This is a genomic window from Paucibacter sp. B51, from assembly GCF_027863535.1.
Taxonomy (GTDB): Bacteria; Pseudomonadota; Gammaproteobacteria; order Burkholderiales; family Burkholderiaceae_C; genus Paucibacter_A; species Paucibacter_A aquatilis.
The window spans coordinates 3,239,464-3,264,349 of sequence record NZ_JAPIVN010000001.1; the positions used below are offsets into that span (position 1 = coordinate 3,239,464).

Genomic DNA, 24,886 nt, shown 5'->3' on the forward strand with positions numbered 1-24,886 from the left:
CCTGTTCCCCTCAGCGCCTCAGACCATCAGCGCAATTCCAGCAGCAGGGCCGAGCGGGCCGGCAGCTCCAGGCTCTCGCCCCAGCGCAACGTCTGGCCGCTGAGCACATCGCGGCCCTCGCTGTTGCCGCCCAAGGCTTCGCGGAAGCGCCTCATATCGACCCGGCGCGGCTCTTTGGCCTTGTTCAGCAGCAGCATCACCGTCTGCCCGCCGCCCTGGCGGAACAGGGCATAGACCTGGTCCATGGGGGCGTAGTGCGTGCTGCGGCCGCCGTGCAGGGCTTGGGCGCTCTTGCGCCAGTTGAAGAGCCGGCGCACCAGGGCTTGGGCCTCTTGCTGCTCGGCACTCAGGCCCTGGCCGGTGAAGCCACTGGCCGCATCACCGGCCCAGCCGCCGGGGAAGTCGGCGCGCACCCGGCCGTCGTCGCGCTGCGCGGGGCTGGTGAGCAGCAGCTCGTCGCCGTAGAAGAACTGTGGGATGCGTGGCGCCGTGGCCAGGTAGAGCAGGGCCATCTTCCACAGGGCCAGGTCTTGCCCTAGCGCGCTGAACAAGCGGGGTGTGTCGTGGTTGCCCTCGAACAGCACCAGGCGCTGCGGGTCGGGGTAGAGGAAATCGTGGGCCAGGGCTTCGTAGAGCTTGGTCAGGCCGCTGTCGTGTCCGTCGTCTTCCTTGAGGCCGGCGAGCAGGGCGCCGTGCAGAGGGAAGTCCATCATGCTGGGCATGTGGGAGACATAGCCGTCGTGCTTGCGCTTGCCGCGCTGCCAGTAGGCGACCACGGCCGGGTGCGGGCTCCATTCCTCGCCGACCAGGTTCAGGCGCGGGTACTCCTGCATCAGGCGCCGCGACCAGTCGGCGAGGAAGCCGCAGTCGGAGTAGGAGTAGGTGTCGGTGCGCAGGCCCGAGAGCCCGGCGTACTCCACCCACCAGATGCTCATCTGCGTCAGGTAGCGGGCGACGCGTGGGTTGCGCTGGTTCAGGTCGGGCATGCCGCGCGTGAACCAGCCGCTGACAAAGCGCTCGCGATCGCTGGCAGCGGCGTGCGGGTCGAGCAGGCTCAGGCGCGCATGGTGGGTCTCGGTGTAGCTGGGCCACTGATTGAGCCAGTCGGGCTCGGGCAGCTGGCGCAGCCAGCGGTGGCCGGCGCCGATGTGGTTGAGCACGATGTCCTGGATCACGCCCAGGCCTTTGTTCTGCGCCTCCGCGACCAGATCGCGGTAGTCCTCATTGCGGCCAAAGCGCGGGTCGATGCGGTAGAAATCGGTGGCCGCATAGCCGTGGTAGCTGTAGGTCGCGCTGTTGTTCTCGACCAGGGGCGTGGGCCAGATCTGGGTGAAGCCCAGGCCGGCGATGTAGTCCAGGTGCCGGCGCAGGCCGGCGAGGTTGCCGCCATGGCGGCCGCCGGGCTGACTGCGGTCTTCGGCCTCGAGCATCTCGGCGTTCGAGAGGCTCTCGCCGGCCTTGGCGAAACGATCGGGCACCAGCAAGTAGATCGCATCCTGCGGGCCAAAGCCCTGGCGCTGGGCCGAGCCGGGCGCGCGCGCCTGCAGGGCATAGCTCAGGCGCTGGGCGACGTGGCCGTCGGGCTTCAGCAGCTCGATCTGCAGCGTGCCCGGTTTGGCGGTGGCGGCGATGTGCAGGTTCAGGAAGAGGTAGTCCGGGCTGGCCACGCGCTCGGGCGGCAGCAGGCGCACTCCGGCATGGGGCGTGTGGAGCCGCGGGCGCAGGCTGCCGATCTGCGAGCCCTGCAGCATCAGCTGCAGGCGCGGCTCCTTCATGCCGGCCCACCAGCTGGGCGGCTCGATCTGGTCTACGGTTTGGGCCAGGCTGCGGCTGGCGGGCAACAGGGCGGTGGCGAGGATTAATGCCGCGAGCTGCAAGCGTTTCATGGCCGACCTTTCTTCGATACATCCAAACGCCAGACCTGCACGGACCGGGCCGGCGCCCGCAGCAGGGCCTGGCCTTGCTCGTCCGTGCCAAGGCTGACCTGGGCTGGGTAGGCCTGCTGCAGCAGGGCGCCCGCAGGCAGGCCGCTCACCGCCTGCGTGGTGGCCTGCTCGCCATAGTTGATCAGCACCAGGCTCAGCTCATTGCCGAGTCGCCGCTGGAAGCTCAAGACCTGAGCCTCGGCCCGGGCCTGGATGAAGCTGCCGCGCGCGATTGAGGGCAGCTGGCGGCGCAGGGCGATCATGGCTTTGTAGAAGTTCAGCAGCGAGCCGGGATCGCGCGCTTGCGCGGCGGCGTTGTGGCTGGCGGCATTGGGCGAGAGCGGGCGGTAGGGCGTGGCGCTGGAAGTGAAGCCACTGATGTCAGCCGTCCAGCTCATGGGGGTCCGCAGGGGCTCGTCACCCGGCAACTGGGAGACGCCGGCCATGCCGATCTCTTCGCCGTAGTAGATGAAGGGCGTGCCCGGCGCGAGCAGGTAGCTGGCGGCTGCCAGCTTGTAACGTGCCTCGTCGCCACCGAGCTGGTCCCAGACGCGCGCGCCGGCAAAGATGTCGTGGTTGGCCAGCACATTGGCCATGGTGCTCGGGGCCTGGCTCAGGATGCGGGCGATCTCGCCCACGGCAGCGGTCTCGCCCCGTGCGGCCTTGATCATCTGCGCCTCCAGGCCGAAGGCAAAGGCGCTGCCGCAGACCTCGGGGCTGGCGTACTGCTGTGGGTTGGCGGTGGCTTCGCAGACCACATGGCGGCGCGGGTACTGCTTGATCAGGGCTTGCAGCTCCCGAGTCAGGCGGCGGCTCTCGGGTTGGTCGTTCCAGTCGACGGCGTTGTTCTCGATCAGGTGCGGTACGGCGTCGAGCCGGAAGCCGTCCAGGCCGCGGTTCAGCCAGAAGCGCAGGCTGCTGCGGTGGTAGTCGAGCACGGCGGGGTGGCGCAGATTGAAATCCGGCATGTGCGGGCCGAAGGTGCCGAAGTAGGCACCCAGGCTGCTGCCGTCACTGGCCTTCGTGGCGGTGGTCCAGGGGTTTTTGCCCCAGATGTCCCAGCCTTCCGGCGCAGGGTCTTGCCAGACAAACCAGTCGCGGTAGGGGCTGCGGCGGTCTTTCAGCGCCTGCTGGAACAGCGGATGTTCGTGCGAGGCATGGTTGATCACATAGTCGATGATGACGCCGATGCCGCGCCGGTGGGCCTGGCGGATCAGCTCGTCGAAATCACGGAGGCTGCCGTACTGGGGCTCGATGCGGCGGAAATCGGTGGTGGCGTAGCCATGGTCGTGGTCGGCGCTGGCGGTGATGGGCATCAGCCAGATGCCGCTGATGCCCAAATCCTTGAGATAGTCCAGGCGCTGGATCAGGCCGCGCAGATCGCCGACGCCATCGCCATCGCTGTCCTGGTAGCCGCGCACGAAGATTTCCATGAAGGCGCCATGCTCCCAGCCCGGGGGCAGGGCGCTGGCCTTGGGGCGGGCGGGCACCTGCGACAGGTCCACCGGCGGGGCAGCGAGGCTGACGCCGCCGATCAGGGCAGTGCCAAGTGCCAGGCTGGGGAGCAGGCATCTCCAAGGTGCAAGGCGGCTTTCTGATTCTGTAATTGAGTTACTTTTCATGGGTCGCGCCTTGGCAGGATTTCAATGGTGAAAAGCTTAGATGCTTTGGGTGGTTCATGGTATCCGTGCTGTTGCTATTGATGTAGTTTTGCTACTATTTTGAGATTGAGGCTGCGAATCCAGTGGGCGCAGCGACTTCACACCTTGCACCGGATCGGATCGCTGTCGATGACTTCCCTTTCTTCCTCCCGGCTGGGCCTGATCCTTGCGCTGAACTTGCTGTCCAGTGCCACTTGGGCCGGATCAGTCACTGCTGCTTCAGCCGCCGAGCTGCGTGCCGCCTGTGACAGCGCCGATGCCGCCATCGTCTTGCAGCCGGCCGCCATGGCCGCGCCCGAGGCCCGTGCCTTTGCCCTGAGCCCGGCATTGCTGCAGTGGTCGGGCCAGAGCTTGGGTCCCGGCGAGCGCGTGGCCCTGCTGGCCAGCGCGCGCGGCGGCGTGCAGGTCAAAGTCGGTGCGGCGGCCCAGGGCGTGGAGCAGCGCGTCGAGCTGCTGCCCAGCGCGGCCTCGCTCGCTCCCGAGCTGGCTCAGCGCTTCAAGTACCTCGAATCCTTCGGCCCCGGCTTGCGCCTGGCCTTGAGTGCGGCCGATCAAGCCCGCTTGCCCCAGCTCTTGCGCGGCGAGCTGCTGCTGGTCAAGGAAGACGCAGCAGGTCAGGTGCTGGCGGTCACCGGGCTGCAGACGCCCGGTGCGCTCGATGCGCTGTATGCCGATGCAGCCGAAGCGGCCGGCGAGCTGGGCGCGGTGGTGAAAAAGGCGCGCCAGACAGAATTCAAGCTTTGGGCACCGACCGCGCAGCAGGTCCACCTATGCCGCTACGCCGGGCCCGAGAGCCCGGCGCAGGCCGTGGAAGCGCTGGCCTTCGACCCTCGCAGCGGCCTCTGGCAACAGCGCCTGCCCGCCAATTTGAGCGGCAGCTACTACCGCTATCTGGTCGAGGTCTGGGTGCCTGGCCTGGGTCGGGTGCGCAACCGGGTGACCGATCCCTACTCGTTGAGCCTCAGCGCAGATTCGGCGCGCAGCATGGTGGTTGATTGGGCCGATCCGCGCCTGCAGCCGCCCGGCTGGCAAGACCGCCGCGCGCATCGCCAGGCCTCGGCCCGGGTGCAGCAGTCCACCGATATGGTGATCTACGAGCTCCATGTGCGCGACTTCTCCATCGGCGACGCCACCGTGCCGCCGGCGCAGCGCGGCAAATACCTGGCCTTCACCCAGGCCGGCTCGCAAGGCATGCGCCACCTTCGCGCCCTGGCTCAGGCCGGCCTGACCGATGTGCACCTGCTGCCGGTGTTCGATCTGGCCAGCGTGCCCGAGCAAGGCTGCCTGACGCCTCAAGTGCCGGAGGCGGCCGCCGACAGCCCGGCCCAGCAGGCCGCGGTGATGAAGGTGGCCGGCCAGGATTGCTTCAATTGGGGCTACGACCCCTGGCACTACAGCGCGCCCGAGGGCAGCTACGCCAGCGATGCGCAGCGCGGCGAGCGCCGCATCCGCGAGTTCCGCCAGATGGTGCAGGCCCTGCACCGGGCGGGCCTGCGCGTGGGCATGGACGTGGTCTACAACCACACGGCCGCCAGCGGCCAAGGGCGCCATTCGGTGCTCGACCGCATCGTGCCCGGCTACTACCAGCGCCTCGATGCCAAGGGCCAGGTCGAGCGCTCGACCTGCTGCGACAACACGGCCACCGAGCAGCGCATGATGGCCAAGCTGATGATCGATTCGGTGGCGATGTGGGCGCGCGAGTACCGCATCGATTCCTTCCGCTTTGACCTCATGGCCCACCAGCCGCGCGCGGTGATGGAGGCGCTGCAGCAGCGCGTCAATGCGGCCGCTGGCCAGCCGGTGCAGCTGATCGGCGAGGGCTGGAACTTCGGCGAGGTGGCCAACGGCGCCCGTTTTGTTCAAGCCTCCCAGCTCTCGCTCAACGGCAGCGGCATCGGCACTTTCAGCGACCGCGCCCGTGACGCCGCCCGTGGCGGCAGCGCCGGCGACAACGGCCTCGAAGTGCTGAAGAACCAGGGCTGGCTCAATGGCCTGGGCTTTGCGCCCAAGCGCCACGCCGGCACGCCGGCAGCGGCCACGCAGCTGATGGCCAGCGCCGACCTGCTGCGCGTGGGCCTGGCCGGCTCGCTGCGCGACTTCGAGCTGGACACCTGGCGCGGCCCGCGCCTGCGTGCGGACCAGATCGCCTACGGCGACCAGCCGGCCGGCTATGTCTCGGAGCCCGGTGAGGTGGTCAATTACGTGGACAACCACGACAACCAGACCCTGTTCGACATCAATGTGCTCAAGCTGCCCCAGGACACGCCGCGCGCCGAGCGGGCGCGCGTCCAGCTGCTGGGTGCGGCGCTGACGGCCTTCAGCCAGGGCGTGGCCTACTTCCACGCCGGCATCGATGTGCTGCGCTCCAAATCGCTGGACCGCAACAGCTACGACTCGGGTGACTGGTTCAATCGTCTGGACTGGAGTTACCAGCGCAACTTCTTCGGCACCGGCCTGCCGCCGGCCGCCGACAACCAGGCCATGTACCCCTGGCTGGCGCCCTTGCTGGCCGACCCGGGCATCGCCCCCGGGCCGGCCGAGATCGCCTGGATGCGCGATGGCTTTCGGGACCTGCTGAAGATCCGCGCCAGCAGCCGCCTGCTGCGCCTGAGCAGCGCGGTCGAGATCCGCCAGCGCCTGCGTTTTCTCAACACCGGCCCGGCGCAGAACCCGATGGTGCTGGCCGCTGAAATCGACGGTCAGGGCCTGAAGGACGCGGGCTTTGCCCGCCTGGCCTATTTCCTCAACACCAGCCCTGAGGCTCAGGTGTTGAACTTGCCCGAGCTGGCCGGACGGCGCTATGTGCTGCACCCGGTGCATCTGGCGCCCGGGGCGGCGGACCCGCGGCCGAAGCGGGAGTTCGCCTTCGAGGCCGCCAGCGGCCAGATCAAAGTGCCGGGGCGCACGGCCCTGGTGCTGGTCGAGCGCTGAGTTGGCTCGGCTTCAGCGCAGCTGAGCCCAGCGCTCCAGCATCAGCCGGGCGCCGGCCGTGTTGGTGGCGCAGGGCACGTTGTGCACGTCGCAGGCGCGCACCAGGGCGTTGATGTCCGGTTCGTGCGGCTGCGGCGTCATCGGGTCGCGCAGAAAGATCACGGCATCCACCTCGCCGACGGCCAGGCGCGCGCCGATCTGCAAATCGCCACCATTCGGGCCGCTGAGCAGTCGCTCCACGCTCAGGCCCAGCTCGGCCACCAGGCGGCCGCCGGTGGTGCCGGTGGCCATCAGCTGACAACCCTGCAAAAAGGCCTTGAACTCGGCCGCCAGCGCGACCATCTCGTTTTTCTTGCCGTCGTGGGCGATCAGTGCGAGTTTCATGGCGGGCATCTTAGTGAGTCCGGCTCGGCGGGACACAATCAATCGAGTTACCAAATCGCTTGCTGCCCGGACCTGCCATGCCCCGCTTCGCTGCCAATCTGTCCATGCTTTACACCGAGCTGGATTTCCTCGACCGTTTTGCCGCCGCCGCGCGTGATGGTTTTCAGGCGGTCGAGTTCCTGTTTCCCTATGCCTTTGCGCCCGAGGCGCTGGCAGATCGGCTGCAAGAGCACCGGCTGCAGCAGGTGCTGTTCAACGCCCCGCCGGGCGATTGGGCGGCGGGCGAGCGTGGCCTGGCCTGTCTGCCCGGGCGCGATGCCGAGTTTCTGGCCGGCATCGAGTTGGCCCTGGGCTATGCCCGGGCGCTGCAATGTCCGCGGCTTCATGTGATGGCCGGCCTGATCCCTGCCGATGAGTCGCCTGCAACTGCCCAGGCCGTGTATGTTCGGCGCCTGCGCGAGGCTGCCGGCTTGGCAGCGGCCCAAGGCGTGAGCTTGATGATCGAGCCCATCAACCAGCGCGACATGCCAGGCTATTTCCTGCATCGCCAAGATCAGGCCCATGCCTTGCTCGACGAGATCGCCGCGCCCAATGTCCAGGTGCAAATGGATCTGTACCACCTGCAAATCAGCGAGGGCGACCTGAGCACCAAGCTGCGCCAGTACCTGCCTGGCGGCCGTGTCGGCCATCTGCAGATCGCTGGCGTGCCCGAGCGACATGAGCCGGATGTCGGCGAGATCAACTACCGCCACCTGTTCCGGCTCCTCGACGAACTGGGCTATGCAGGCTGGGTGGGCTGCGAGTACCGGCCGGCGCGCGGGGTGACACCGGGTGCCACATCGCAAGGCTTGGCTTGGTTGCGCGGGGGCTTCTGAATCCCAAAAGTCATGGGTGTTCATCTGGGCTCGCAAAAGGACGAGGGCTGCCTACACTTTGAGCATCACCGGCGATCCAGCCGGACGTGCTGAATTGCTGGAAAGGGGGCGACCATGAGCATCTTTTCGGTGTTGCGGAGTCTGTGCCTGTGGGCGGCCGTTGGCATGCTGTCCGCCTGTGCAACCGTGGCGCTTCCCAAGGGGCCGCCGCTCGAGCTGTTGCGTGACGATTTGTTCAAGCCCAGCAGCAGCCCGATCTCGGCTGAGGCGGTGTTCGCCTTGAGTCCGGCCATGCGGGACTATGTCGATCATGAGATCGCCTACCGCATCCGCAGCCGCGGGGCGCGCGAGGCCTTGCTCGATTCGCTCTACACCAAGGGTCAGTTGCAGCTGGATTACGACTCTGAAGTCACCCGCACGGCGGCCCAGGCCTTTGAGCAGCGGCGGGGCAATTGCCTGTCGCTGGTGATCATGACAGCAGCCTTCGCCAAGCATCTGAACTTGCCGGTGCGCTTTCACAGCGTGTTTGTGGACGAGTTCTGGAGTCGTCGCGGTGATATGTACTTCCAGACCGGCCATGTCAATATGGCTCTGGCAGCGCGCCGGTCTGAAATCAACGCCACGTCGCTCCAGGAACTGGAGATGATGACGGTTGATTTCCTGCCTGGTGTGGATCTGCGCGGGCAGCGGCGTCGTTTGATTGAAGAGCACACCGTGATCGCCATGTTCATGAACAACCGTGCGGCCGAAAGCTTGGCTCAGGGTGCGGTGGACGATGCCTATTGGTGGGTGCGAGCTTCGCTGCAGGCTGACCCGAGAATGCTGTCGGCCTACAACACGCTTGGCGTGGTCTATCGTCGCCGAGGGGAACTGGATTTGGCCAAGGCCAGCTTTCAGGCGGTCTTGAGTTTGGAGCCAGAGAATGTGCAGGCCATGTCCAATCTGGTGCTGGTGCTTGAAGCAAGCGGGCAGTCACAGGCCGCCGCGAGCCTGAGCGCGCGCTTGCGCGACTTGCAGCCTTACCCGCCTTACAAGTTTTTTGACGAAGGTGTGCTTGCCATGCAGCGGGGCGACTATCAGCAGGCCAAGGCCTTGTTTGAACGCGAGTTGGCGCGCTCTGCCTTTTTTCATGAGTTCCATTTCTGGGCGGCGCTGGCCAACTATGGCTTGGGCGATGTCAAAGCCGCCCACAAGCACATGGCCTTGGCCTTGGAGAACAGCAGCACCGAGCGCGAGAAGCAGCTTTACACCGCCAAAATGGATTCACTGCGCTCTCGCAAGCACATCTTCCATTGAGCGGCGTTGTTTGGGCTCAGGCGAGCGGCGGTAAGCCGTGCCTCGCCCGGGCTCGTGCACAAGCCTCATCCCCTATGCCCATGGGCGCGCGCAAGCCGAACTCCCGGCAAGGACCGGGGCGCCACTCGTAGATGCCGCAATGCGCGGCCTGGCCCACAGTGCCCACCAGGGCGGCGCAACGCGGGCGGGCATGGTCGGTGCCGCGCATGCGGGCCAGGCTGTCGTTGAGTTCCACGCTCAGACCATCGGGCACGCAGCCGCCCTCGCTTTGCAGCTCTTCGCGCGCGAAATCGACGCGGAAGCTGGCGCAGCACGCCCCGCATTGGATACAGGGGTTGGCAGCGGGCGCTGGAGCGGGGGCGGGGGAAGGTGCAGGGGATGGGGCGGCGGTGGACATCACGCCAGTGTAGTGAGCTGCGCTTGAGCGATGCGCTGCCCGCCGGACTCGCTCAGGCCTCGGCGCCCAGCGGTTCTCGCACCACGGTGACCGAGCATTCCGACTGCGTCACCACCTGAGCCGACACGCTGCCCAGATAGCGGCGCAGGGCCGAGGCGCCGCGCGCGCCCATGATGATGTGGTCGGCGCCGTTTTTGGCGGCGAACTCGATGATGGCGGTGGCCACGTCCGGTGCTTCCAGTACATGGAAGGTCAGGCGGCCGTCTTCCAGATTCAGCGCCTTGCTGATCGGCCGCGCCCAATGCTTGAGGGCAATCAGCTGCTTCACATGCACGCTCTTGCCATCCTTGTCGGTCAGCTCGTCCATGCCGATGCGGGCAATCTTCATCACGCTGACGCAGGCCAGGCGGGCGCCCGGCTCGGTCTGCACGATGCGGCGCACGGTCTCGCGCAGCTGTTCCAGCAGGGCCGGCGTGGCGTGCTGCGTGTCGACGGCGGCCATGATGATGGGGCTGCGCGTGACCTGGGTGGTGACGGTGGCCTGCGGCGCTGGCTCCGAGCCCAGTGCGAAGAACCAGCGCTTCAGGGTTTTGAGGCTGCTGCTGCCCGTCATCTTGTCGGCGCGCCGGGTCAGCGTCACGCCTTCGGGCTGCTGCAGATCCAGGGCCAGCTGGGCGGCACTTTGATAGCGGCGCTCGGGCTTGACCTCGAGGCAGTGCAGCACCACCTCCTGGAACCAGCGTGGCAGCTCGGGGTCGATGGCGCGCGGGGGCACCGGTTCAATATAGAGCCGACGGCGCAGGCCGCGCACCGAGCTGGGCTGGCCGAAAGGCCGCTCTCCCGTGGCCAGGTGGTAGAGCATGACGCCCAGGGCAAACAGATCGCTGCGCGGATCGTTGCGCACGAATTGCACCTGCTCGGGCGACATGTACGGCCCCGTGCCCATGGGCAGGGAGAACTCTTCCTCCAGCAGGTCGGGCAGGTGGTCGTGGCGCGACAGGCCGAAGTCCACCAGCACGGCCAGGCCGTCGGGCCGGAACATGATGTTGCTGGGCTTGATGTCCAGGTGCACCACATGCTGGCGGTGCAGGTCTTGCAGGGCGGTGGCCACGCGGATGCCAATGTCCACCACCTCGTCAAGTGGCAGCGGTGCCTCATCCAGGCGCGGCCGCAAGGACTGACCCTGCACCTGTTCCATCACGATATAGGCCTGGCGGGTCCAGTCGCCGCGGGCCACGAAACGCGGCACATGCGGGCCTTTGAGCGCCGGCATCAGCATCTGCTCGACCTCGAAGCCGACGATGGTGGCCGGGTCCTCGCCGCCCTTGATGCGCGGCACCTTCATGATCAGCGGAAAGTCTTCACCGGGCTTGGGCTGCACCCGCGTCACACGCCAGATATGGGCCATGCCGCCCTGGTGCATGCGTTCTTCCAGGCGGAACCCGTCCAGCTCCATGCCGGGCTCCAGCGGGCCCAGGGGCTGCGGGAGGTGCTGGACGCTGTGGGGGCCGGACGCGGAGCTGGGCATGGTGGTGAAGATCCTGTGCTGGGGCCAGTGCGGCCTCTGGCCGCGAGTATGGGGTCAGGTCTTGCCTTGACTCGGGATGCTACTCGCCTTGCAGCAGGCGCGCGGCCAGGCGCTCGGGCAAGCCGGCAGCGCGAATCTGGGCTGCCGCCGCTTCGGCGTCGTAGGCCACGCGCTGAAAGCTCAGCTCGCTCGCCGCGCTGTCGAAGATGGCGTAGCAGGCGGCAGGGTTGCCATCACGCGGCTGGCCGCAGGAGCCGGGGATGGTCAGCCACTGGCGATTGGGCAGCAAGGGGATGCTGACGCCCTCGGCCGGGGTGAACTCACCGGCCTTGCCGGTCAGGCTCAGGTGGTAGAGCATGGGCTCGTGCATGTGGCCGCAAAAGGTGTAGCGGCATTCGGTGGCGTGCAGGCTGCGCATGGCTTCCAGGCGGCCCTGGATGTATTCGTAGCCAGCCGGGTCGAAGGCATTGGCGTGGACATAGAGCCGGTCCTCGCGGGTGACGCTCAGCGGCAGCTTGGACAGGAACTCGAGCTGGGCTGGGTTCAGGCGGGAATGGGTCCATTCCACCGCCAGGCGGGCGTCTTCGCGCATGGTGCTGGAGCTGCCTTGCACCACGGCGGCATCGTGGTTGCCCATGACCGCCACGGCGCCCCGCGCCACCAGCTCGGCCACCTTGTCCACCACCCAGGCCGGGTCGCCGCCGTAGCCGACGAAATCGCCGAGCAAGGCGTAGTCGCTGACGCCCTGGGCCTGGGCATGCTCAAGCACCGCAGCGAAAGCCTGCGCATTGGAATGGATGTCGGAAATGAGGGCAATTTTCATGGCGATGCTGAGCTTGCCATGAGCGGCTGACGGCAGGCTGAAGGCAGGCAGAAGGCGGTGAAGCCCGGAGTTGGAGGAGGGGGGCGGGTGGCCGCGGCGTTGGATCGGGGGTGCCAGGTCTTGCGCAGCCCTGGCCTCCGGTGCAGCTTGCCGTTTGCGGGCACAAAGGGCAACAGGATTGACCCGCCCCTGCATTCGCGCGGCAGCGACACGCGAAAACGCCAGATCGCGTAAGCTGCGGGCGACTCGCAAGCGGGCCTTTCGTGTGCCTGCAATCCCCCGAAATTCTCAAAAGGTGCCTGATGTTGCGGTGGCCGTGGTGCGAAGGAGCGAACACTTGTCGGGCGGCCGGGTCCGCGGGTCTGATGGCCCTGGCCTTGGCGGCCCTGCCTGGCGCAGCGGCGGCGCAAGCCGGCTGTTCGCGCGAGCTGGTGGTGCCCGTGGCGCCGATTGGTCTCAGCGTCACGGTGACGGGCGAGGAGGTCGCGGGCGTTTACCCCGAGGTCTTGCGCAGCAGCCTGGCTCGTGAGGGCTGCCCGCTGAAGTTCTCGGTGGTGCCTCGGGCGCGGCAGGAGCTGATGTTCGAGACCGGCCGCGCCGATTTGCTGGTGCCCGCCACACGCACGCCCAAGCGCGATGAATCGGGCGTGTTCGTGCCCATGGTCAGCAGCCGGGCCATGGTGATCTCCATGATGCATGCGGAGCGCGCGCCGCTGCGCAACCTGGCCGATTTGCAGGCGCGCCGCGAGATCCGCGTGGTGCTGGTGCGGGGCTTTGATTACGGCGAGTCGTACCAGGCGCTGATCAAGGAGCTGGACCAGCAGGGGCGCCTGTTGCTGGCGGTGGATGCCGTGTCGGTGGCCCGCATGTTGGGCAATGGCATGGCCGAGGCTACGGTGATGGCACCCAGCATCCTGGTCGGTGCCATGCTGGGCGATGCCCGTGTGCGGCCTTTGCTGGAGCAGCTGCGCTACGAGCCGATGGACGAACTGCCCTGGGGTGAGAGCGGTGTCTACGTCTCCAAGACCGCCTTGTCCGAAGCAGACCGGCAGAGCCTGCTGGCGCTGCTGGAGCGCGCGGCCAAGTCGGGTCAGATCTGGCGCGAATTCGTCAAACACTACCCGCCGGGCAGCTTGACCGGCAGCGTGCGTCCGCGCTGAGCGGCTCGCACGCGGCGGCTGGTCAGCCGATGCGACCCAGCAGAAGGTACTCCATGAGTGCCAGCCCTTGCGGACAAGGGCTGGCCTTCGTCAGGCGTCAGACAGGCCGTGGGGCCTGTCTTCGGCCCTGACTCAGCCTTCTGCACGTGCATTCTGTTTGGGTGTGCACCCGCCGCTGACGCGGCTTCACTTGGCGGGCGCCAAGTGAGTGCACCCCGAATCGCATGCTGCCCTGACGGGCAGGGTTCACATCGGCTGGTCAGCCGATGCGACCTAGCAGTAGGTACTCCATGAGTGCCTTCTGCACATGCATGCGATTCTGGTCTTGGCCGCGCCTGACGGCGCTTCACTTTGCGATGCAAAGTGAGCCAAGCCCAAACAGAATGCGCCCCAGCGGGCGCGTCTCGGCTGTCAGCCGATCCGCCCGAGCAAAAGGTACTCCATGAGTGCCTTTTGCACGTGCATTCTGTTTTCAGCTTCGTCCCAGACGACGGATTGGGGACCGTCGATCACGTCGGCGGTCACCTCTTCGCCGCGGTGGGCGGGCAGGCAGTGCATGAAAAGGGCGTCGGGCTTGGCCACGCCCATCATCTCGGCATCGACGCACCAGTCGGCAAAGGCTTCGCGGCGCTTGTCGTTCTCGGCCTCATAGCCCATGCTGGTCCAGACATCGGTGGTCACGAGGTCGGCGCCGCGGCAGGCATCGAGCGGGTTCTTGAAGACCTTGTAGCAGTCGGTGTTCTGGATGCCTGCCACCTGCGCGTCCACCTCGTAGCCGCTGGGCGTGCTGACATGGACGGTGAAGCCCAGGATCTCGGCCGCCTGCAGCCAGGTGTTGGCCATGTTGTTGCCATCACCCACCCAGGCCACGACCCGGCCTTTGAGGCAGTCGGCATCGACGATGCCGCGCTGGTTCATGCCGCGGTTCTCGATGAAGGTGAACAGATCGGCCAGAATCTGGCAGGGGTGGTACTCGTTGGTCAGGCCGTTGATCACGGGCACGCGCGAGTGCGCCGCAAAGCGCTCGATCTTGGTCTGCTCGAAGGTGCGGATCATCACCAGGTCCACCATGCGGCTGATCACGCGGGCACTGTCCTCGATGGGCTCGGCGCGGCCCAGCTGGCTGTCGCCTGTGGTCAGGTGCACCACCGAGCCGCCCATCTGGTACATGCCGGCCTCGAAGCTGACGCGGGTGCGCGTGCTGGCCTTCTCGAAGATCATGGCCAGCGAGCGGTCGGCCAGGGGCTGGTAGCGCTCGTAGTTCTTGAAGCGGCGCTTGATGATGGCGGCGCGCTCGAACAGATAAGCGTACTCCTCAGCGCGGAAATCCTTGAACTGCAGGTAGTGGCGCATCAGTGCGTTGCCGGGCTTCATGCTTGCGGCTCCGACAGGAAGGTCTTGATCAAGGGCACCAGGATGGCGGCGATCTGGGCGGCTTCCTCGCGGCTCAGGATCAGGGCCGGCACCAGGCGCACCACGCGCTCGGCGGTGACGCTGATCATCAGGCCGGCATCGGCCGCGCGCTGCAGCAGGGCGCCGCAGGGGCGATCCAGGGCCACGCCCAGCATCAGGCCCTGGCCACGCACTTCCACCACGCCAGGCACGCCGTCCAGGCCCGCTTTCAGCGCTGCCTTGAGTTCGCTGCCAACCAAGGCGGCGTGCGCCAGCAGGCCGTCTTCTTCCATGATCTTCAGCGTCTCGACACCGGCACGCATGGCCAGCGGGTTGCCGCCGAAGGTGGTGCCGTGGTTGCCCGGCTGCATGATCTTGGCGGCGCGCGGGCCGCAGACCACGGCGCCGATGGGCACGCCCGAACCCAGGCCCTTGGCCAGAGGCATGACATCGGGCCGGATGCCGGCCCACTGGTGCGCGAACCACTTGCCGGTGCGGCCGATGCCGCACTGCACCTCGTCCAGCATCAGCAGCAGATCGCGCTGGTCGCAGATGCGGCGCAGGCCTTGCAGGAACTCGATGCGCGCTTCGTTGATGCCGCCTTCGCCCTGAATCGTTTCCAGGAAGACGGCGGTGATGTTGGGGTGGGCGTCCAGCGCGGCTTCGACCGCGGCCAGATTGTTCAGAGGCACGCGCACGAAACCGGGCACCAGCGGGCCGAAGCCGGCATGGATCTTGGGGTTGGCCGTGGCCGAAAGCGTGGCGATCGACCGCCCGTGGAAGGCGCCTTCAAACACCAGCACTTCCGGGTTGTGGTTGCCCCGGTCGTTGCCGAACTTGCGGGCGATCTTCAGCGCCGCTTCATTGGCCTCCAGGCCGCTGTTGCAGAAGAAGGCCACGTCCAGGCCGGACAGCTCGCACAGCTTGGCGGCCAGCTGCTCCTGCAGCGGCACGTGGTAGTAGTTGCTGCTGTGCATCAGCGTGGCCACCTGCTCCTGCAGGGCCGGCACCAGGCGCGGATGCGCATGGCCCAGGGTGTTGACGGCAATGCCGCCCAGCCCGTCCAGGTATCGTCGGCCGTTCACGTCCCAGACCCAGCAGCCTTCGCCACGCGCCAGGGCGATGGGCAGACGGCCATAGGTTTGCATCACGTGAGGTTCGGACGGCACAACAGCAGACGGGACAACGGGGGCGTTCATCAACTCTCCATGGGTTGGGGCATGCAAAAAAAGAAGACGTTTCGGCGGCCCGAAACGTCGGCGGATTCTAAAGGCCTGGTCTTTCTTCACGGCCTGACACCGGCCTGACGCGTGCGAATGTCCGGTCTTCCTGGACTGCCTGTGCTGCGGCGCAACACATCCAGGGCACAATAGCGCCTGTCGTAAAACCGTCTATTTTCGCGGCCGCGGGGTTGGCACCCAGCCCGGCGTCGAAGTCGCCCACCCATGAGCCAGTCCCCCAAATCGCGCGAAGTTTTCATCCAGGGCCTCACCCTGGAGGGCCGGACCTTCCGGCCCAGCGACTGGGCCGAGCGTCTGGCGGGCGCCATGTCCTGCTTCCGCCCGGGTGGCGCGCGCGGCGGGATTGGCGCCTACATCGGCTATTCGCCGCTGTGCGTGCCGCGGGTGATCAACGGCGTCAAATGCGTGATCGTCAACGAAGAATTGCGTCGCCTGGAGCCCATGGCCTGGGACTTCGTCATGAACTTCGCGCGTGACAACAATCTGCAGGTCGCCGAGGCCTGTTTGCTGCCCGAGGCTGGCTCTGCGGCCGCTTCGTCGCCCGCGCCCAAATCCACGGACTGAAGCGATGCGAGGTCGGGTGCCTGGGCGGGGTGGTTGCCGCTTCGGGCGTGGCTTCAGCGGCCGCGGCGTGCCCTCAGCAAGGCCAGCATTTCGATCCCGCCACCGAGCAGGCAGAGCAGCCAGCTGAGCTGTTGACGCAGGCGCTGGCCCAGGCTGGGCGTGTAGGTGTCGGCGCAGGTGTCGGTGTGTGGGGTTTGGGCCTGGATGTCCATGAGGAGGAGGCTAAACCGGCATTGTGAAGAATTGGTGACGGCTGACCTGAGCCCTTCGGCTGGTCAGATGCACCCTGGCTGCAGCAAGGTCTGGAGTCCGCCGCATTCAGCAGCTATGCTTGCCGCCTTCCGCGCGCCTGCGCGGGCGTCCAAACGTCTGGTCTCAGCGGATTCCGTCCGGTGCCTGGTTTTCACTCCTCTTCAGCGCAGCGCAGCCTGTCTTTGCCCGCACCGGCGCTGCCCGAGCTGGCGGAGCTGGAGCATTTGCTGCAGCAGGGTGGGGCGCTTTTGCAGCGTCATCACCTGGGTGATGTGGTGTTGCCGGGCGGCAGTCTGCCGGTGCTGGCCCTGACCTTGGGTAACCCCGATCCTGCGGTGCCTGCGGTCGGGTTTTTCGGCGGGGTTCACGGACTCGAGCGCATCGGCGCCGAGGTTGTGATGGCATTTTTGGCCAGCCTGATCTCGCGCCTGAAATGGGACAGCAGCCTGCATCGCATGCTCGAGTCTTTGCGCGTGGTGTTTCTGCCCCTGGTCAATCCGGGCGGCATCTGGCGTGGCACCCGGGCCAATCCTCAGGGCGTGGATTTGATGCGCAATGCCCCCGTGGATGCCGGTGCCGGCGCCTCGCCCTGGGTGGGTGGTCAGCGCCTCAGCGCCAAACTGCCGTGGTACCGCGGTATCGAGGCCGGGCCGATGGAGGCTGAAAGCCAGGCCTTGTGTGGTCTGGTGGAGCGTGAACTGCTCAGCCACGGGCAATCGCTGGCGGTCGATTGCCATTCGGGTTTTGGCCTGGTCGACCGGATCTGGTTTCCTTACGCCCATTCAGCGCGGCCGATCCCTCACCTGGCCGAGATGCACGCGCTGAGTCAGATCCTCGATCAGACCCACGCGCAACACCGTTATGTTTTTGAGCCGCAGAGCCGCCAGTACCTCACGCATGGCGACCTGTGGGACCATCTCTACCTGCAGGCCTGCAGCCGCCCGGCCTGCCTGCACCTGCCATTGACCCTGGAGATGGGTTCATGGCTGTGGATCAGGAAGAATCCTCGGCAATTGTTTTCCCGTCACGGCATGTTCAACCCCTTGGTCAGTCATCGTCAGCAGCGTGTGCTGCGCCGCCATATCGCATGGCTGGATTTCATTCTTCGGGCGGCGGCCGGCATGCCGCGCTGGTTGCCTTCGGGGCCGCAGCGGCTCTGGCATGAAGAGCAGGCCTTGAATCGCTGGTACCGGCGGGGAGCACGTGCATGAGCGGGGTGAAATCGTCGGCATTGGCGGACACCGTGCCCCAGGCTTTGCTGCCCTCAGAGCCCGCAGTTTCTGATGAGGCTGCGACCTGGGTGTTGTTGCGTGGCCTGTCCCGCGAGTCCCGGCATTGGGGGGAGTTCCCGCAGCAGCTCTTGCGCAAGATCCGTGAACAGCAGCCGGGCGCGCAGCTGATCATGTTGGATCTGCCGGGCAATGGCATGCTGCACCGCCAGTCCAGCCCGAGCGAGGTGCCGGCCATGGTGGAGGCTTGTCGTGCGCAGCTGGCGCGCTTTGGTGTGCAGGGTCCTGTCCATGTGCTGGCCATGTCGCTGGGTGCCATGGTGGCCAGCGACTGGATCGCCCGCTACCCCAGCGAGGTCTGCGCCGGAGTCTTGATCAACACCAGCTTGCGTCCTTTCAGCCCTTTTTACCGCCGCTTGCGGCCGCTGAACTACATGACCTTGCTGATGCTGAGCCTCAGCCGCCTGGGCTATCGCCAGCGCGAGGCCAAGGTGCTGCGCATGACCACGCGATTGCTCAAGCAGCCCGAGGCGGTGTTGGATCACTGGGTGGCCTTGCAACGCGAGCGGCCGGTGGGTGTGCGCAACACCGTGCGCCAGTTGCTGGCGGCCGCGCGCTATGAAGCCAGCCGGCGCCGCCCGGCGGCGCCCATCCTGCTCTTGTGCAGCAAGGCCGATCGCCTGGTCGACTGGCGCTGCTCACAGGCCATCAGCCGGGCCTGGGGTGCGCCTTTGCGCCTGCATGAGCATGCCGGGCATGATCTGCCGCTGGATGATGGCCCCTGGGTCGCGCAGGCCGTGGGTGACTGGCTCAAGATGCGTCGCATGCAGGGCCTGGATCACGGCGAGTGGCATTGATGGCGGAGGCGCGATGCGGCGCAGGCTGAGCGCTGCGCAGCAGGGTGCTTGCGACTTTGACGCGGTCCAGACGCAAAAAAGCCCGCTTGCGCGGGCTTTTCGACTTTGCACCAGAACTGGTTGTTAGGCGGCCAGCGCCTTGATCTTTGCCGACAGACGGCTCTTGTGACGAGCAGCCTTGTTCTTGTGGAAGATGCCCTTGTCAGCGACCGAGTCGATCACCGATTGAGCGGTCTTGAACAGTTCGGCGGCCTTGGGCTTGTCGCCAGCGATCACGGCCTTTTGCACGTTCTTGATGACCGTGCGGAAATGGGAGCGCAGAGCCGTGTTGGCTGCGTTGAGCTTGATGTCCTGGCGAGCGCGCTTGAGGCCCGATGCCGTACGGACAGTCTTCTTGACTTTGGAAGAGGATGCCATGCTGTAAATCTACCCAGTTGGTGCAAAGACCGCGAGTATAGCACTGAAATAACAGTGAAACAAAGGCCCATGCGGCGTTGGCCGCTCGAAAGCGACGAGGGCGCACATCATAATGCGTCGCCCGGCTCGCCATCAAGCGCGCTGTGGCCTGCTTCCGGTGTGACCTGTGCGGCTTGCTTGCGGCTTGGTTTCGCGCAGCTGAAGCGGTGGGCAAGGGCGGTTGTTCTCGCGCATGCCGCTGTGCCGCCGGCTTGGTTTGCCTCGGCCCCTGTTCTTTCTTTTTGTTTGAGCCCGCTGCGCACGGCGCAGCGGCCGTCTTGCTCTTGATTGAGTCTGTGTCGACCATGAATTTATTGCGCGCTGCGTCCCTGATTTCCGTCTTCACCCTGGTGTCGCGCATCACCGGGCTCATGCGCGAGCAGATGGTGGCAGCCATGTTCGGTGCGGGCGTGCTGTCGGATGCATTCCTGGTGGCCTTTCGCATTCCGAATATGTTGCGCCGCCTGTTTGCGGAAGGTGCCTTCTCGCAGGCCTTTGTGCCGGTGCTGGCGGCCACGCGCGCCAAGCATGGCGACGAGGCGACCCGTGATTTGATCGATGCGGTGGCCTCGGTGCTGGCCTGGGCCCTGGCGGCCACTTGCGTGATCGGCGTGCTGGCGGCGCCGGTGCTGGTCTGGATGCTGGGCTCTGGCATGCCGGACAAGGGGCAGGATGCGGCCGTGGTGATGACGCGCTGGATGTTCCCCTACATCGGCTGCATGTCCATGGTGGCCTTGGCGGCCGGCATTCTCAACACCTGGAAGCGTTTCATGGTGCCGGCGGTGACGCCGGTGATCCTCAACCTCTGTGTGCTGGCTTTTGGCTGGTGGATGACGCCGGTGGTGGCGGATTGGGGCTACCCGCCGATTTACTCGATGGCTGTCGGGGTGATGGTCGGTGGCGTCCTGCAATTGCTGATTCAATTCCCGGCGCTGAGCCGCATCGGCGTGCGCCCGCGCATTGCGCTTCGCCCCTCGGGCCTGCGTCGCGCCAGCACCCACCCCGGCGTGGGCACCATCTTGCGTCAGATGGGGCCGGCCCTGCTGGGCGTGGGCGTGGCCCAGCTGTCCTTGTTGATCAACACGCAGATCTCCAGCCACATCGCCGAGGGCGCCACCTCCTGGCTGAACTATGCCGACCGCCTGATGGAATTCCCCATGGCCTTGCTGGGCGTGGCCCTGGGTTCGGTGCTGACGCCTCAGCTCTCGGCTGCGCAGGCCAAGGACGACGGTCAGCAGTATTCCGATCTGCTGGATTGGGGCTTGCGCCTGGTGCTGCTTTTCGGTCTGCCGTGCGCCGTGGCGCTGCTGGTGTTTGCCGAGCCGCTGGTGGCGGTGCTCTACCACCGCAAGGCGTTTCTGGCGGTGGACGTCGTGAACACCGGCCACGCGGTCATGGGTTGGGGCGTGGGCTTGATGGGTTTGCTGGCCATCAAGGTGCTGGCGCCGGGTTTTTATGCCAAGCAGGACACGCGCACGCCGGTGCGCATCGCCATCGGCGTGCTGGCTTTGACGCAGCTGTTCAACCTGATTTTTGTGCCCCTGGTGGGCGTGGCGGGGCTGGCCTTGTCGATCGGCCTGGGCGCCATGGTCAATGCCTTCTGGTTGCTGCGTGGCCTGCGGCGGCAGGGCAGCTACCGTCCGGTGGCGGGCTGGTGGCTGTTTGCGCTCAAGGTGGCGCTGGCCAGCGCAGCCATGGGCGTGCTGCAGTGGCAGCTGGCGCAGCGCCTGGACTGGATCGCCCTGGGCAAGACCGAAGGTCTGCGGGCGCTCTGGATGGCGGGCAGCCTGGGCGCGTCGGCCTTGCTGTACTTCCTGCTGCTCACGGTCATGGGCTTGCGCCTGCGTCAGTTCATGCGCCGCGCCTAAACTGAGGCCATGAGCCATCCCCTGCGCCTGGAGGCGCCCACGCCGATCGAGTACTTTGCCGCGCTGGTGGCCGAAGATGCGGGCCTGAACCTGCTGGAGGCGGCCGCCTCGCTGGCGCAGGATGAGCACCCGGATCTGGATGTACAGGCCGTCTTGTCCGAGGTGGATGCGATGGGCTTGCGTCTGCGCCAGCGCCTGCCGGCCGATGCCTCGGCTCAGAGCAAGCTGCGCAGCCTGTGCCGTTACTTTTACGAAGAGCTGGGCTTTGCCGGCAACGTCAACAACTACTACGAGCGCGACAACAGCTTCATCCATCAGGTGCTGGCCACGCGGCGCGGCATCCCCATCAGCCTGGCGGTGGTCTTTCTGGAGCTGGCCACTCAGCTGGGGCTGCGTGCGCAGGGCTTGGCCTTTCCTGGGCATTTCCTGGTGCGTATCAGCATGGGCAATGGCGAGCTCATCCTGGATCCGTTCACCGGCCAATCGCTGTCGCGCAGCCGGCTGGATGAAATGCTGCAGGCTTTTCGCGGCAGCACCGGCCTGCAGGGTGAGGTGGATCTGCCGGTGGACTTGTTCTTGCAGCCCACGCCACCGCGCGACATCCTGGCCCGCATGCTGCGCAATCTGAAAGAAATTCACCGCGCCGCCCAGGACTGGACCCGTTTGCTGGCGGTGCAGCAGCGCCTGGTGATCCTGCTGCCGCATTCGGCCCTGGAGCGACGGGATCGTGGCCTGGTGCTGGAGTCACTCGGCCACTGGCCGGCGGCGGCGGAGGACCTGGAGGCCTACCTGGCCCAGGAGCCCAAGGCGCTCGACGGACCCATGTTGCAAGAGCGGCTGGCGCGTCTGCGCGAGCGTGGCGGGCCGGCGCTGCATTGAGGGCTGGCGATGAACTTCATGCCGGCGCACGCCTTTAGAATCGGGGCCGCCGCGAGCGAGCTGTTGGCTTGGGCTGACAGATTTTTGGCTTGCAGGGCACAGGCGTTTGCTGCCAGCTCGCATGGGGTGTGCATGAGGTACGAGGTGAACGTGGTCTTGGAGATGAACCGGTTTTGAAGCAGATCCCGCTTGCCATCGGCCCCGCGCCGATGTTCACCTTTGACAATTTCCTGCCCGGTGCCAACAGCGCGGCGTTGGCCCATCTGCAGTCGCTGCGCACGGGTTCGGTGGCGCCGCCGCCGGTCTTCCTCTGGGGTGTGCCCGGCTGCGGCAAGACCCATGTCCTGCGTGCCCTGGCCCACGCCTGGCAAGAGGCGGGCGCCCAGGTCGGCTGGTACGACGCCGACACGCCGCTGCCCTGGGAGCTGCCCAGCCAGCCCAGCCTTTTGCTGATGGACGATTGCGAGCGCTTCGATGCGGGCCAGCAGCATGCCGCTTTTGCCCTGTTTGTCGAGGCGGCCACCCATGGCCTGGCCGTGGTGGCCAGCGGCAGCGCGCCACCGGTCGATCTGGATTTGCGCGAGGACCTGCGCACCCGCCTCGGCTGGGGCCCCACCTTTGCCTTGCAACCGCTGAGCGAGCAGGAGATGCGCGCCGCCCTTCGCCGCGAGGCCGACCGGCGCGGCATTTTGCTGGCCGATGAGGTGATCGATTATTTGTTGACCCGCTTTGCCCGTGATCTCAAGCACCTGATGCGCTTGCTCGATCGTCTCGATGAATTTGCCCTGGCCGCCAAGCGCGCGGTCACGGTGCCCCTGCTGCGCCAGATGCTGGCCGATGAAGGAATGGCCGGATGAATGCGCCCGCCCCGCAAGCCCTGACCCTGTTTGATCTCGACGGTACCCTGATCCCGAACGATTCAGACCATGCCTTCGGCAGCTTCATGGTCCAGATCGGTTGGGCCGATGGTGCCGAATGGCTGGCGCGCAACGACGAGTTCTATGCCCAGTACCAGGCCGGCTGCCTTGATCTGAATGCCTACATCGAGTTCGCCACCTCGGTCTGGCGGCGCCGCCCGGTGGCCGAGGCCCTGGCTGCGCGTGAGCGCTTCATGGCCGAGGTGATGGCGCCCTTGATCGGTGACAATGCGCGGGCGCTGGTGCAGCGGCATGCCGACGCTGGTGACTTGCTGGCCATCGTCACCGCCACCAACGAGTTCGTCACGGCGCCGATTGCTGCGGCTTTTGGCGTGCCGCACCTGATCGCCGTGCGCCTGGAGCGCGACGGGCAGGGCCTGTGCACCGGGCGGATCGACGGCGTGCCGTCCTTCCAGGCCGGCAAGATCGAGCGCGTCCAGCAATGGCTGGCGGGCTTGGGACGACAATGGCAGGACTTCGAGCGTGTGAACTTCTACAGCGACTCGATCAACGATTTGCCGCTTCTGGAGCTGGTCAGCCACCCGGTGGCCACCAACCCGACGCCGGCCCTGGCGGACATCGCGTCCACCCGCGGCTGGCCCCAACTGAATCTGTTCGCATGATCAAAAAATTCATAGACAAGCTGCTGGGCAAGCCCTCCGCCGGCAAGGCCGCCAAGGCACCCAAGGAAGCGAAGACCGGCCATGGCTCGCTCGGCAAGCGGGTCGAGGTGGGCGTTGAGGATCACGGCATCGATCCCAGCCTGCTTGACGAACGCGCGGTGCGCGTGGTCGAGACTCTGGCCAATGCGGGCTTCGAGGCCTATATCGTCGGCGGCGCGGTGCGCGACCTGCTGCTGGGCATGCGGCCCAAGGATTTCGATGTGGCGACCAATGCCACGCCCGAGCAGGTCAAGGGCTTGTTTCGCCGTGCCTTCATCATCGGTCGGCGCTTTCGCATCGTCCATGTGGTCTACGGCCGGGGCCGTGAACATGAGGTGATCGAGGTGTCGACCTTCCGCGCCTTGCTGGGCCAGGAATCGGCCGAGCAGGTCAGCGGCAACGAGAAGACCTCCAAGGCCGAACTGGCTGGCAAGAGCCATGTGGTGGACGCCGAAGGCCGCGTGCTGCGTGACAACGTCTGGGGTCCGCAGATCGAGGATGCTGCCCGCCGCGACTTCACCGTCAACGCCCTCTACTACGACCCTCAGCGTCAGCTGGTGGTGGATTACCACGGCGGCCTGGCCGACGCGAAGCAGCGCGTGCTGCGCATGATTGGCGACCCGGAAGCCCGCTATCGTGAAGACCCGGTGCGCATCATCCGTGCCGTGCGTTTTGCCGCCAAGCTGGGCTTCGAGCTCGAACCCAAGACCCGTGCGCCCATCCAGGCCAGCGCGGCTTTGCTCAGCAATGTGCCGATTTCGCGCATGTTCGACGAGATGATCAAGCTGCTGCAGACCGGCCACTCCCTGGCCAGCCTGGAGTCGCTGCGCAAGCTGGGCCTGGCGCGCGGGGTGTTCCCGGTGCTGGATGCCATGCTGACCGAATCGGGCGAGCTGCCGGCCGGCATGCGCGGCGATTTTGTGCGCATGGGTTTTGAGGATACCGACCTGCGCGTACGCGAAGGCCGTGGTGTCTCGCCCAGCTTCATGCTGGCCTGCATGTTGTGGTTCGAGGTGCTGGAACGCTGGAATCGCCTGCGCGAAGCCGGCGAGCCGGTCGTGCCGGCCTTGCAGCAGGCCATCGACACGGTCTTCGACGCCCGTATCGGCGACATCTCTGGCCGCGGCAAGCTGGCCACCGATATGCGCGAGATCTGGATGATGCAGCCGCGCTTCGAGCGCCGCAGCGGCAGCGGGGTTTACACCTTGATCGAACAGCCGCGCTACCGCGCCGGCTTTGACTTCCTGCGCCTGCGCGCCGATGCCGGCGAGATCGAGCCGGCCCTGGCCGATTGGTGGGAAGATTTTGCCCTGGGCAGCGACGACGAGCGCGAGGCCCTTCTGGAAGACGTGCGCGAGCTGGAGAAACAGCAGCGCCGCGCCGCCAAGACCCATCAGCTGCCGCGCAAGGAGGGCATAGGCCCGGTGGGCGCGCCCGATGATGTGGCCGAGGCCTTGTCCGAAGGCAAAGCGCCGGCCAAGAAGCGCCGTCGCCGCCGCAAGCCGGCCTCGCAGCGCGGCGCCGCTGAGGGCGGAGCGACGGCATCGGGCGGCGAGGGCGGTGAGGGTGGCTCGGGCGGTGAGGCCTGA

At 66.5% G+C, this 24,886-nt stretch carries 22 protein-coding genes; 12 read left to right on the forward strand and 10 right to left on the reverse strand.

Annotated features, from left to right (window positions below; translation table 11 throughout):
* Window positions 1-26: 26 nt before the first annotated feature.
* Window positions 27-1,886, reverse strand: a complete 1,860-nt coding sequence (locus tag OOB33_RS13905; RefSeq protein WP_271009115.1) for a glycoside hydrolase family 13 protein — start codon at window positions 1,884-1,886, stop codon at window positions 27-29.
* The gene (locus OOB33_RS13910) at window positions 1,883-3,430 is read right to left on the reverse strand and encodes an alpha-amylase family glycosyl hydrolase (RefSeq protein ID WP_271009116.1); all 1,548 of its coding nucleotides are present in this window, start codon (window positions 3,428-3,430) and stop codon (window positions 1,883-1,885) included. Before OOB33_RS13910 ends, OOB33_RS13905 begins: the two co-directional genes overlap by 4 nt.
* Before the next feature lie 285 nt (window positions 3,431-3,715).
* On the opposite strand from OOB33_RS13910, the gene OOB33_RS13915 reads away from it, so the two are divergent.
* Complete coding sequence (locus OOB33_RS13915; protein WP_271009117.1) at window positions 3,716-6,517, forward strand: alpha-1,6-glucosidase domain-containing protein; 2,802 nt, start codon at window positions 3,716-3,718, stop codon at window positions 6,515-6,517.
* A gap of 12 nt (window positions 6,518-6,529) precedes the next feature.
* Here OOB33_RS13915 and OOB33_RS13920 read toward each other — a convergent pair whose 3' ends face one another.
* Complete coding sequence (locus OOB33_RS13920; protein WP_102770422.1) at window positions 6,530-6,901, reverse strand: methylglyoxal synthase; 372 nt, start codon at window positions 6,899-6,901, stop codon at window positions 6,530-6,532.
* Between the two features lie 77 nt (window positions 6,902-6,978).
* Between OOB33_RS13920 and otnI the strand changes: the two genes are divergently transcribed.
* Window positions 6,979-7,776, forward strand: coding sequence for a 2-oxo-tetronate isomerase (gene otnI, locus OOB33_RS13925; RefSeq protein ID WP_271009118.1), 798 nt, complete (start codon window positions 6,979-6,981; stop codon window positions 7,774-7,776).
* Between the two features lie 114 nt (window positions 7,777-7,890).
* Entirely contained in the window at window positions 7,891-9,072 is a 1,182-nt protein-coding gene (locus OOB33_RS13930) for a tetratricopeptide repeat protein (RefSeq protein ID WP_271009119.1), read from the forward strand.
* 16 nt (window positions 9,073-9,088) lie between these two features.
* On the opposite strand, the gene OOB33_RS13935 is transcribed toward OOB33_RS13930, so the two are convergent.
* The 3 genes from OOB33_RS13935 to OOB33_RS13945 form a co-directional block, all read right to left on the reverse strand.
* Window positions 9,089-9,469, reverse strand: a complete 381-nt coding sequence (locus OOB33_RS13935; RefSeq protein ID WP_171826027.1) for a YkgJ family cysteine cluster protein — start codon at window positions 9,467-9,469, stop codon at window positions 9,089-9,091.
* Between the two features lie 52 nt (window positions 9,470-9,521).
* Entirely contained in the window at window positions 9,522-10,997 is a 1,476-nt protein-coding gene (locus tag OOB33_RS13940) for a bifunctional serine/threonine-protein kinase/universal stress protein (RefSeq protein ID WP_333780330.1), read from the reverse strand.
* Window positions 10,998-11,076: 79 nt separating this feature from the next.
* The gene (locus tag OOB33_RS13945) at window positions 11,077-11,820 is read right to left on the reverse strand and encodes a metallophosphoesterase family protein (RefSeq protein WP_102770050.1); all 744 of its coding nucleotides are present in this window, start codon (window positions 11,818-11,820) and stop codon (window positions 11,077-11,079) included.
* Window positions 11,821-12,185: 365 nt separating this feature from the next.
* On the opposite strand from OOB33_RS13945, the gene OOB33_RS13950 reads away from it, so the two are divergent.
* Entirely contained in the window at window positions 12,186-12,980 is a 795-nt protein-coding gene (locus OOB33_RS13950) for a substrate-binding periplasmic protein (protein WP_102770051.1), read from the forward strand.
* Window positions 12,981-13,391: 411 nt separating this feature from the next.
* On the opposite strand, the gene argF is transcribed toward OOB33_RS13950, so the two are convergent.
* Window positions 13,392-14,354 carry an ornithine carbamoyltransferase gene (gene argF / locus OOB33_RS13955; protein ID WP_171826031.1) on the reverse strand — a complete coding sequence of 321 codons (963 nt, stop codon included), beginning with the start codon at window positions 14,352-14,354 and terminating at the stop codon, window positions 13,392-13,394.
* The gene (locus OOB33_RS13960) at window positions 14,351-15,571 is read right to left on the reverse strand and encodes an aspartate aminotransferase family protein (RefSeq protein WP_165794729.1); all 1,221 of its coding nucleotides are present in this window, start codon (window positions 15,569-15,571) and stop codon (window positions 14,351-14,353) included. The genes argF and OOB33_RS13960 overlap by 4 nt, the downstream gene beginning before the upstream one ends.
* A 246-nt stretch (window positions 15,572-15,817) precedes the next feature.
* Between OOB33_RS13960 and OOB33_RS13965 the strand changes: the two genes are divergently transcribed.
* Window positions 15,818-16,177 (forward strand): DUF3579 domain-containing protein, encoded by a 360-nt coding sequence (locus tag OOB33_RS13965; protein ID WP_102770054.1) that lies wholly within the window; start codon window positions 15,818-15,820, stop codon window positions 16,175-16,177.
* A 53-nt stretch (window positions 16,178-16,230) separates the two neighbouring features.
* On the opposite strand, the gene OOB33_RS13970 is transcribed toward OOB33_RS13965, so the two are convergent.
* Window positions 16,231-16,389 (reverse strand): hypothetical protein, encoded by a 159-nt coding sequence (locus OOB33_RS13970; RefSeq protein ID WP_165794730.1) that lies wholly within the window; start codon window positions 16,387-16,389, stop codon window positions 16,231-16,233.
* Between the two features lie 180 nt (window positions 16,390-16,569).
* Between OOB33_RS13970 and OOB33_RS13975 the strand changes: the two genes are divergently transcribed.
* Both OOB33_RS13975 and OOB33_RS13980 read left to right on the forward strand, forming a co-directional pair.
* Window positions 16,570-17,640, forward strand: a complete 1,071-nt coding sequence (locus OOB33_RS13975; RefSeq protein WP_243392915.1) for a M14 family zinc carboxypeptidase — start codon at window positions 16,570-16,572, stop codon at window positions 17,638-17,640.
* Entirely contained in the window at window positions 17,637-18,515 is an 879-nt protein-coding gene (locus OOB33_RS13980) for an alpha/beta fold hydrolase (RefSeq protein WP_271009120.1), read from the forward strand. Before OOB33_RS13975 ends, OOB33_RS13980 begins: the two co-directional genes overlap by 4 nt.
* A gap of 123 nt (window positions 18,516-18,638) precedes the next feature.
* Here the strand turns inward: OOB33_RS13980 and rpsT are convergent, their stop codons facing one another.
* Window positions 18,639-18,932, reverse strand: coding sequence for a 30S ribosomal protein S20 (gene rpsT, locus OOB33_RS13985; RefSeq protein ID WP_102770057.1), 294 nt, complete (start codon window positions 18,930-18,932; stop codon window positions 18,639-18,641).
* A gap of 344 nt (window positions 18,933-19,276) precedes the next feature.
* Here rpsT and murJ point away from each other — a divergent pair, with 344 nt between their 5' ends.
* From murJ to pcnB, 5 genes are all read left to right on the forward strand, one after another.
* The gene (gene murJ / locus OOB33_RS13990; RefSeq protein WP_271009121.1) at window positions 19,277-20,839 is read left to right on the forward strand and encodes a murein biosynthesis integral membrane protein MurJ; all 1,563 of its coding nucleotides are present in this window, start codon (window positions 19,277-19,279) and stop codon (window positions 20,837-20,839) included.
* A 9-nt stretch (window positions 20,840-20,848) separates the two neighbouring features.
* The gene (locus OOB33_RS13995) at window positions 20,849-21,718 is read left to right on the forward strand and encodes a SirB1 family protein (RefSeq protein ID WP_271009122.1); all 870 of its coding nucleotides are present in this window, start codon (window positions 20,849-20,851) and stop codon (window positions 21,716-21,718) included.
* A 173-nt stretch (window positions 21,719-21,891) separates the two neighbouring features.
* The gene (hda, locus tag OOB33_RS14000; protein WP_102770060.1) at window positions 21,892-22,575 is read left to right on the forward strand and encodes a DnaA regulatory inactivator Hda; all 684 of its coding nucleotides are present in this window, start codon (window positions 21,892-21,894) and stop codon (window positions 22,573-22,575) included.
* On the forward strand, window positions 22,572-23,258 hold the full coding sequence (locus OOB33_RS14005) for an HAD family hydrolase (protein WP_271009123.1): 687 nt from the start codon (window positions 22,572-22,574) through the stop codon (window positions 23,256-23,258). The genes hda and OOB33_RS14005 overlap by 4 nt, the downstream gene beginning before the upstream one ends.
* Entirely contained in the window at window positions 23,255-24,886 is a 1,632-nt protein-coding gene (gene pcnB, locus OOB33_RS14010) for a polynucleotide adenylyltransferase PcnB (protein ID WP_271009124.1), read from the forward strand. The genes OOB33_RS14005 and pcnB overlap by 4 nt, the downstream gene beginning before the upstream one ends.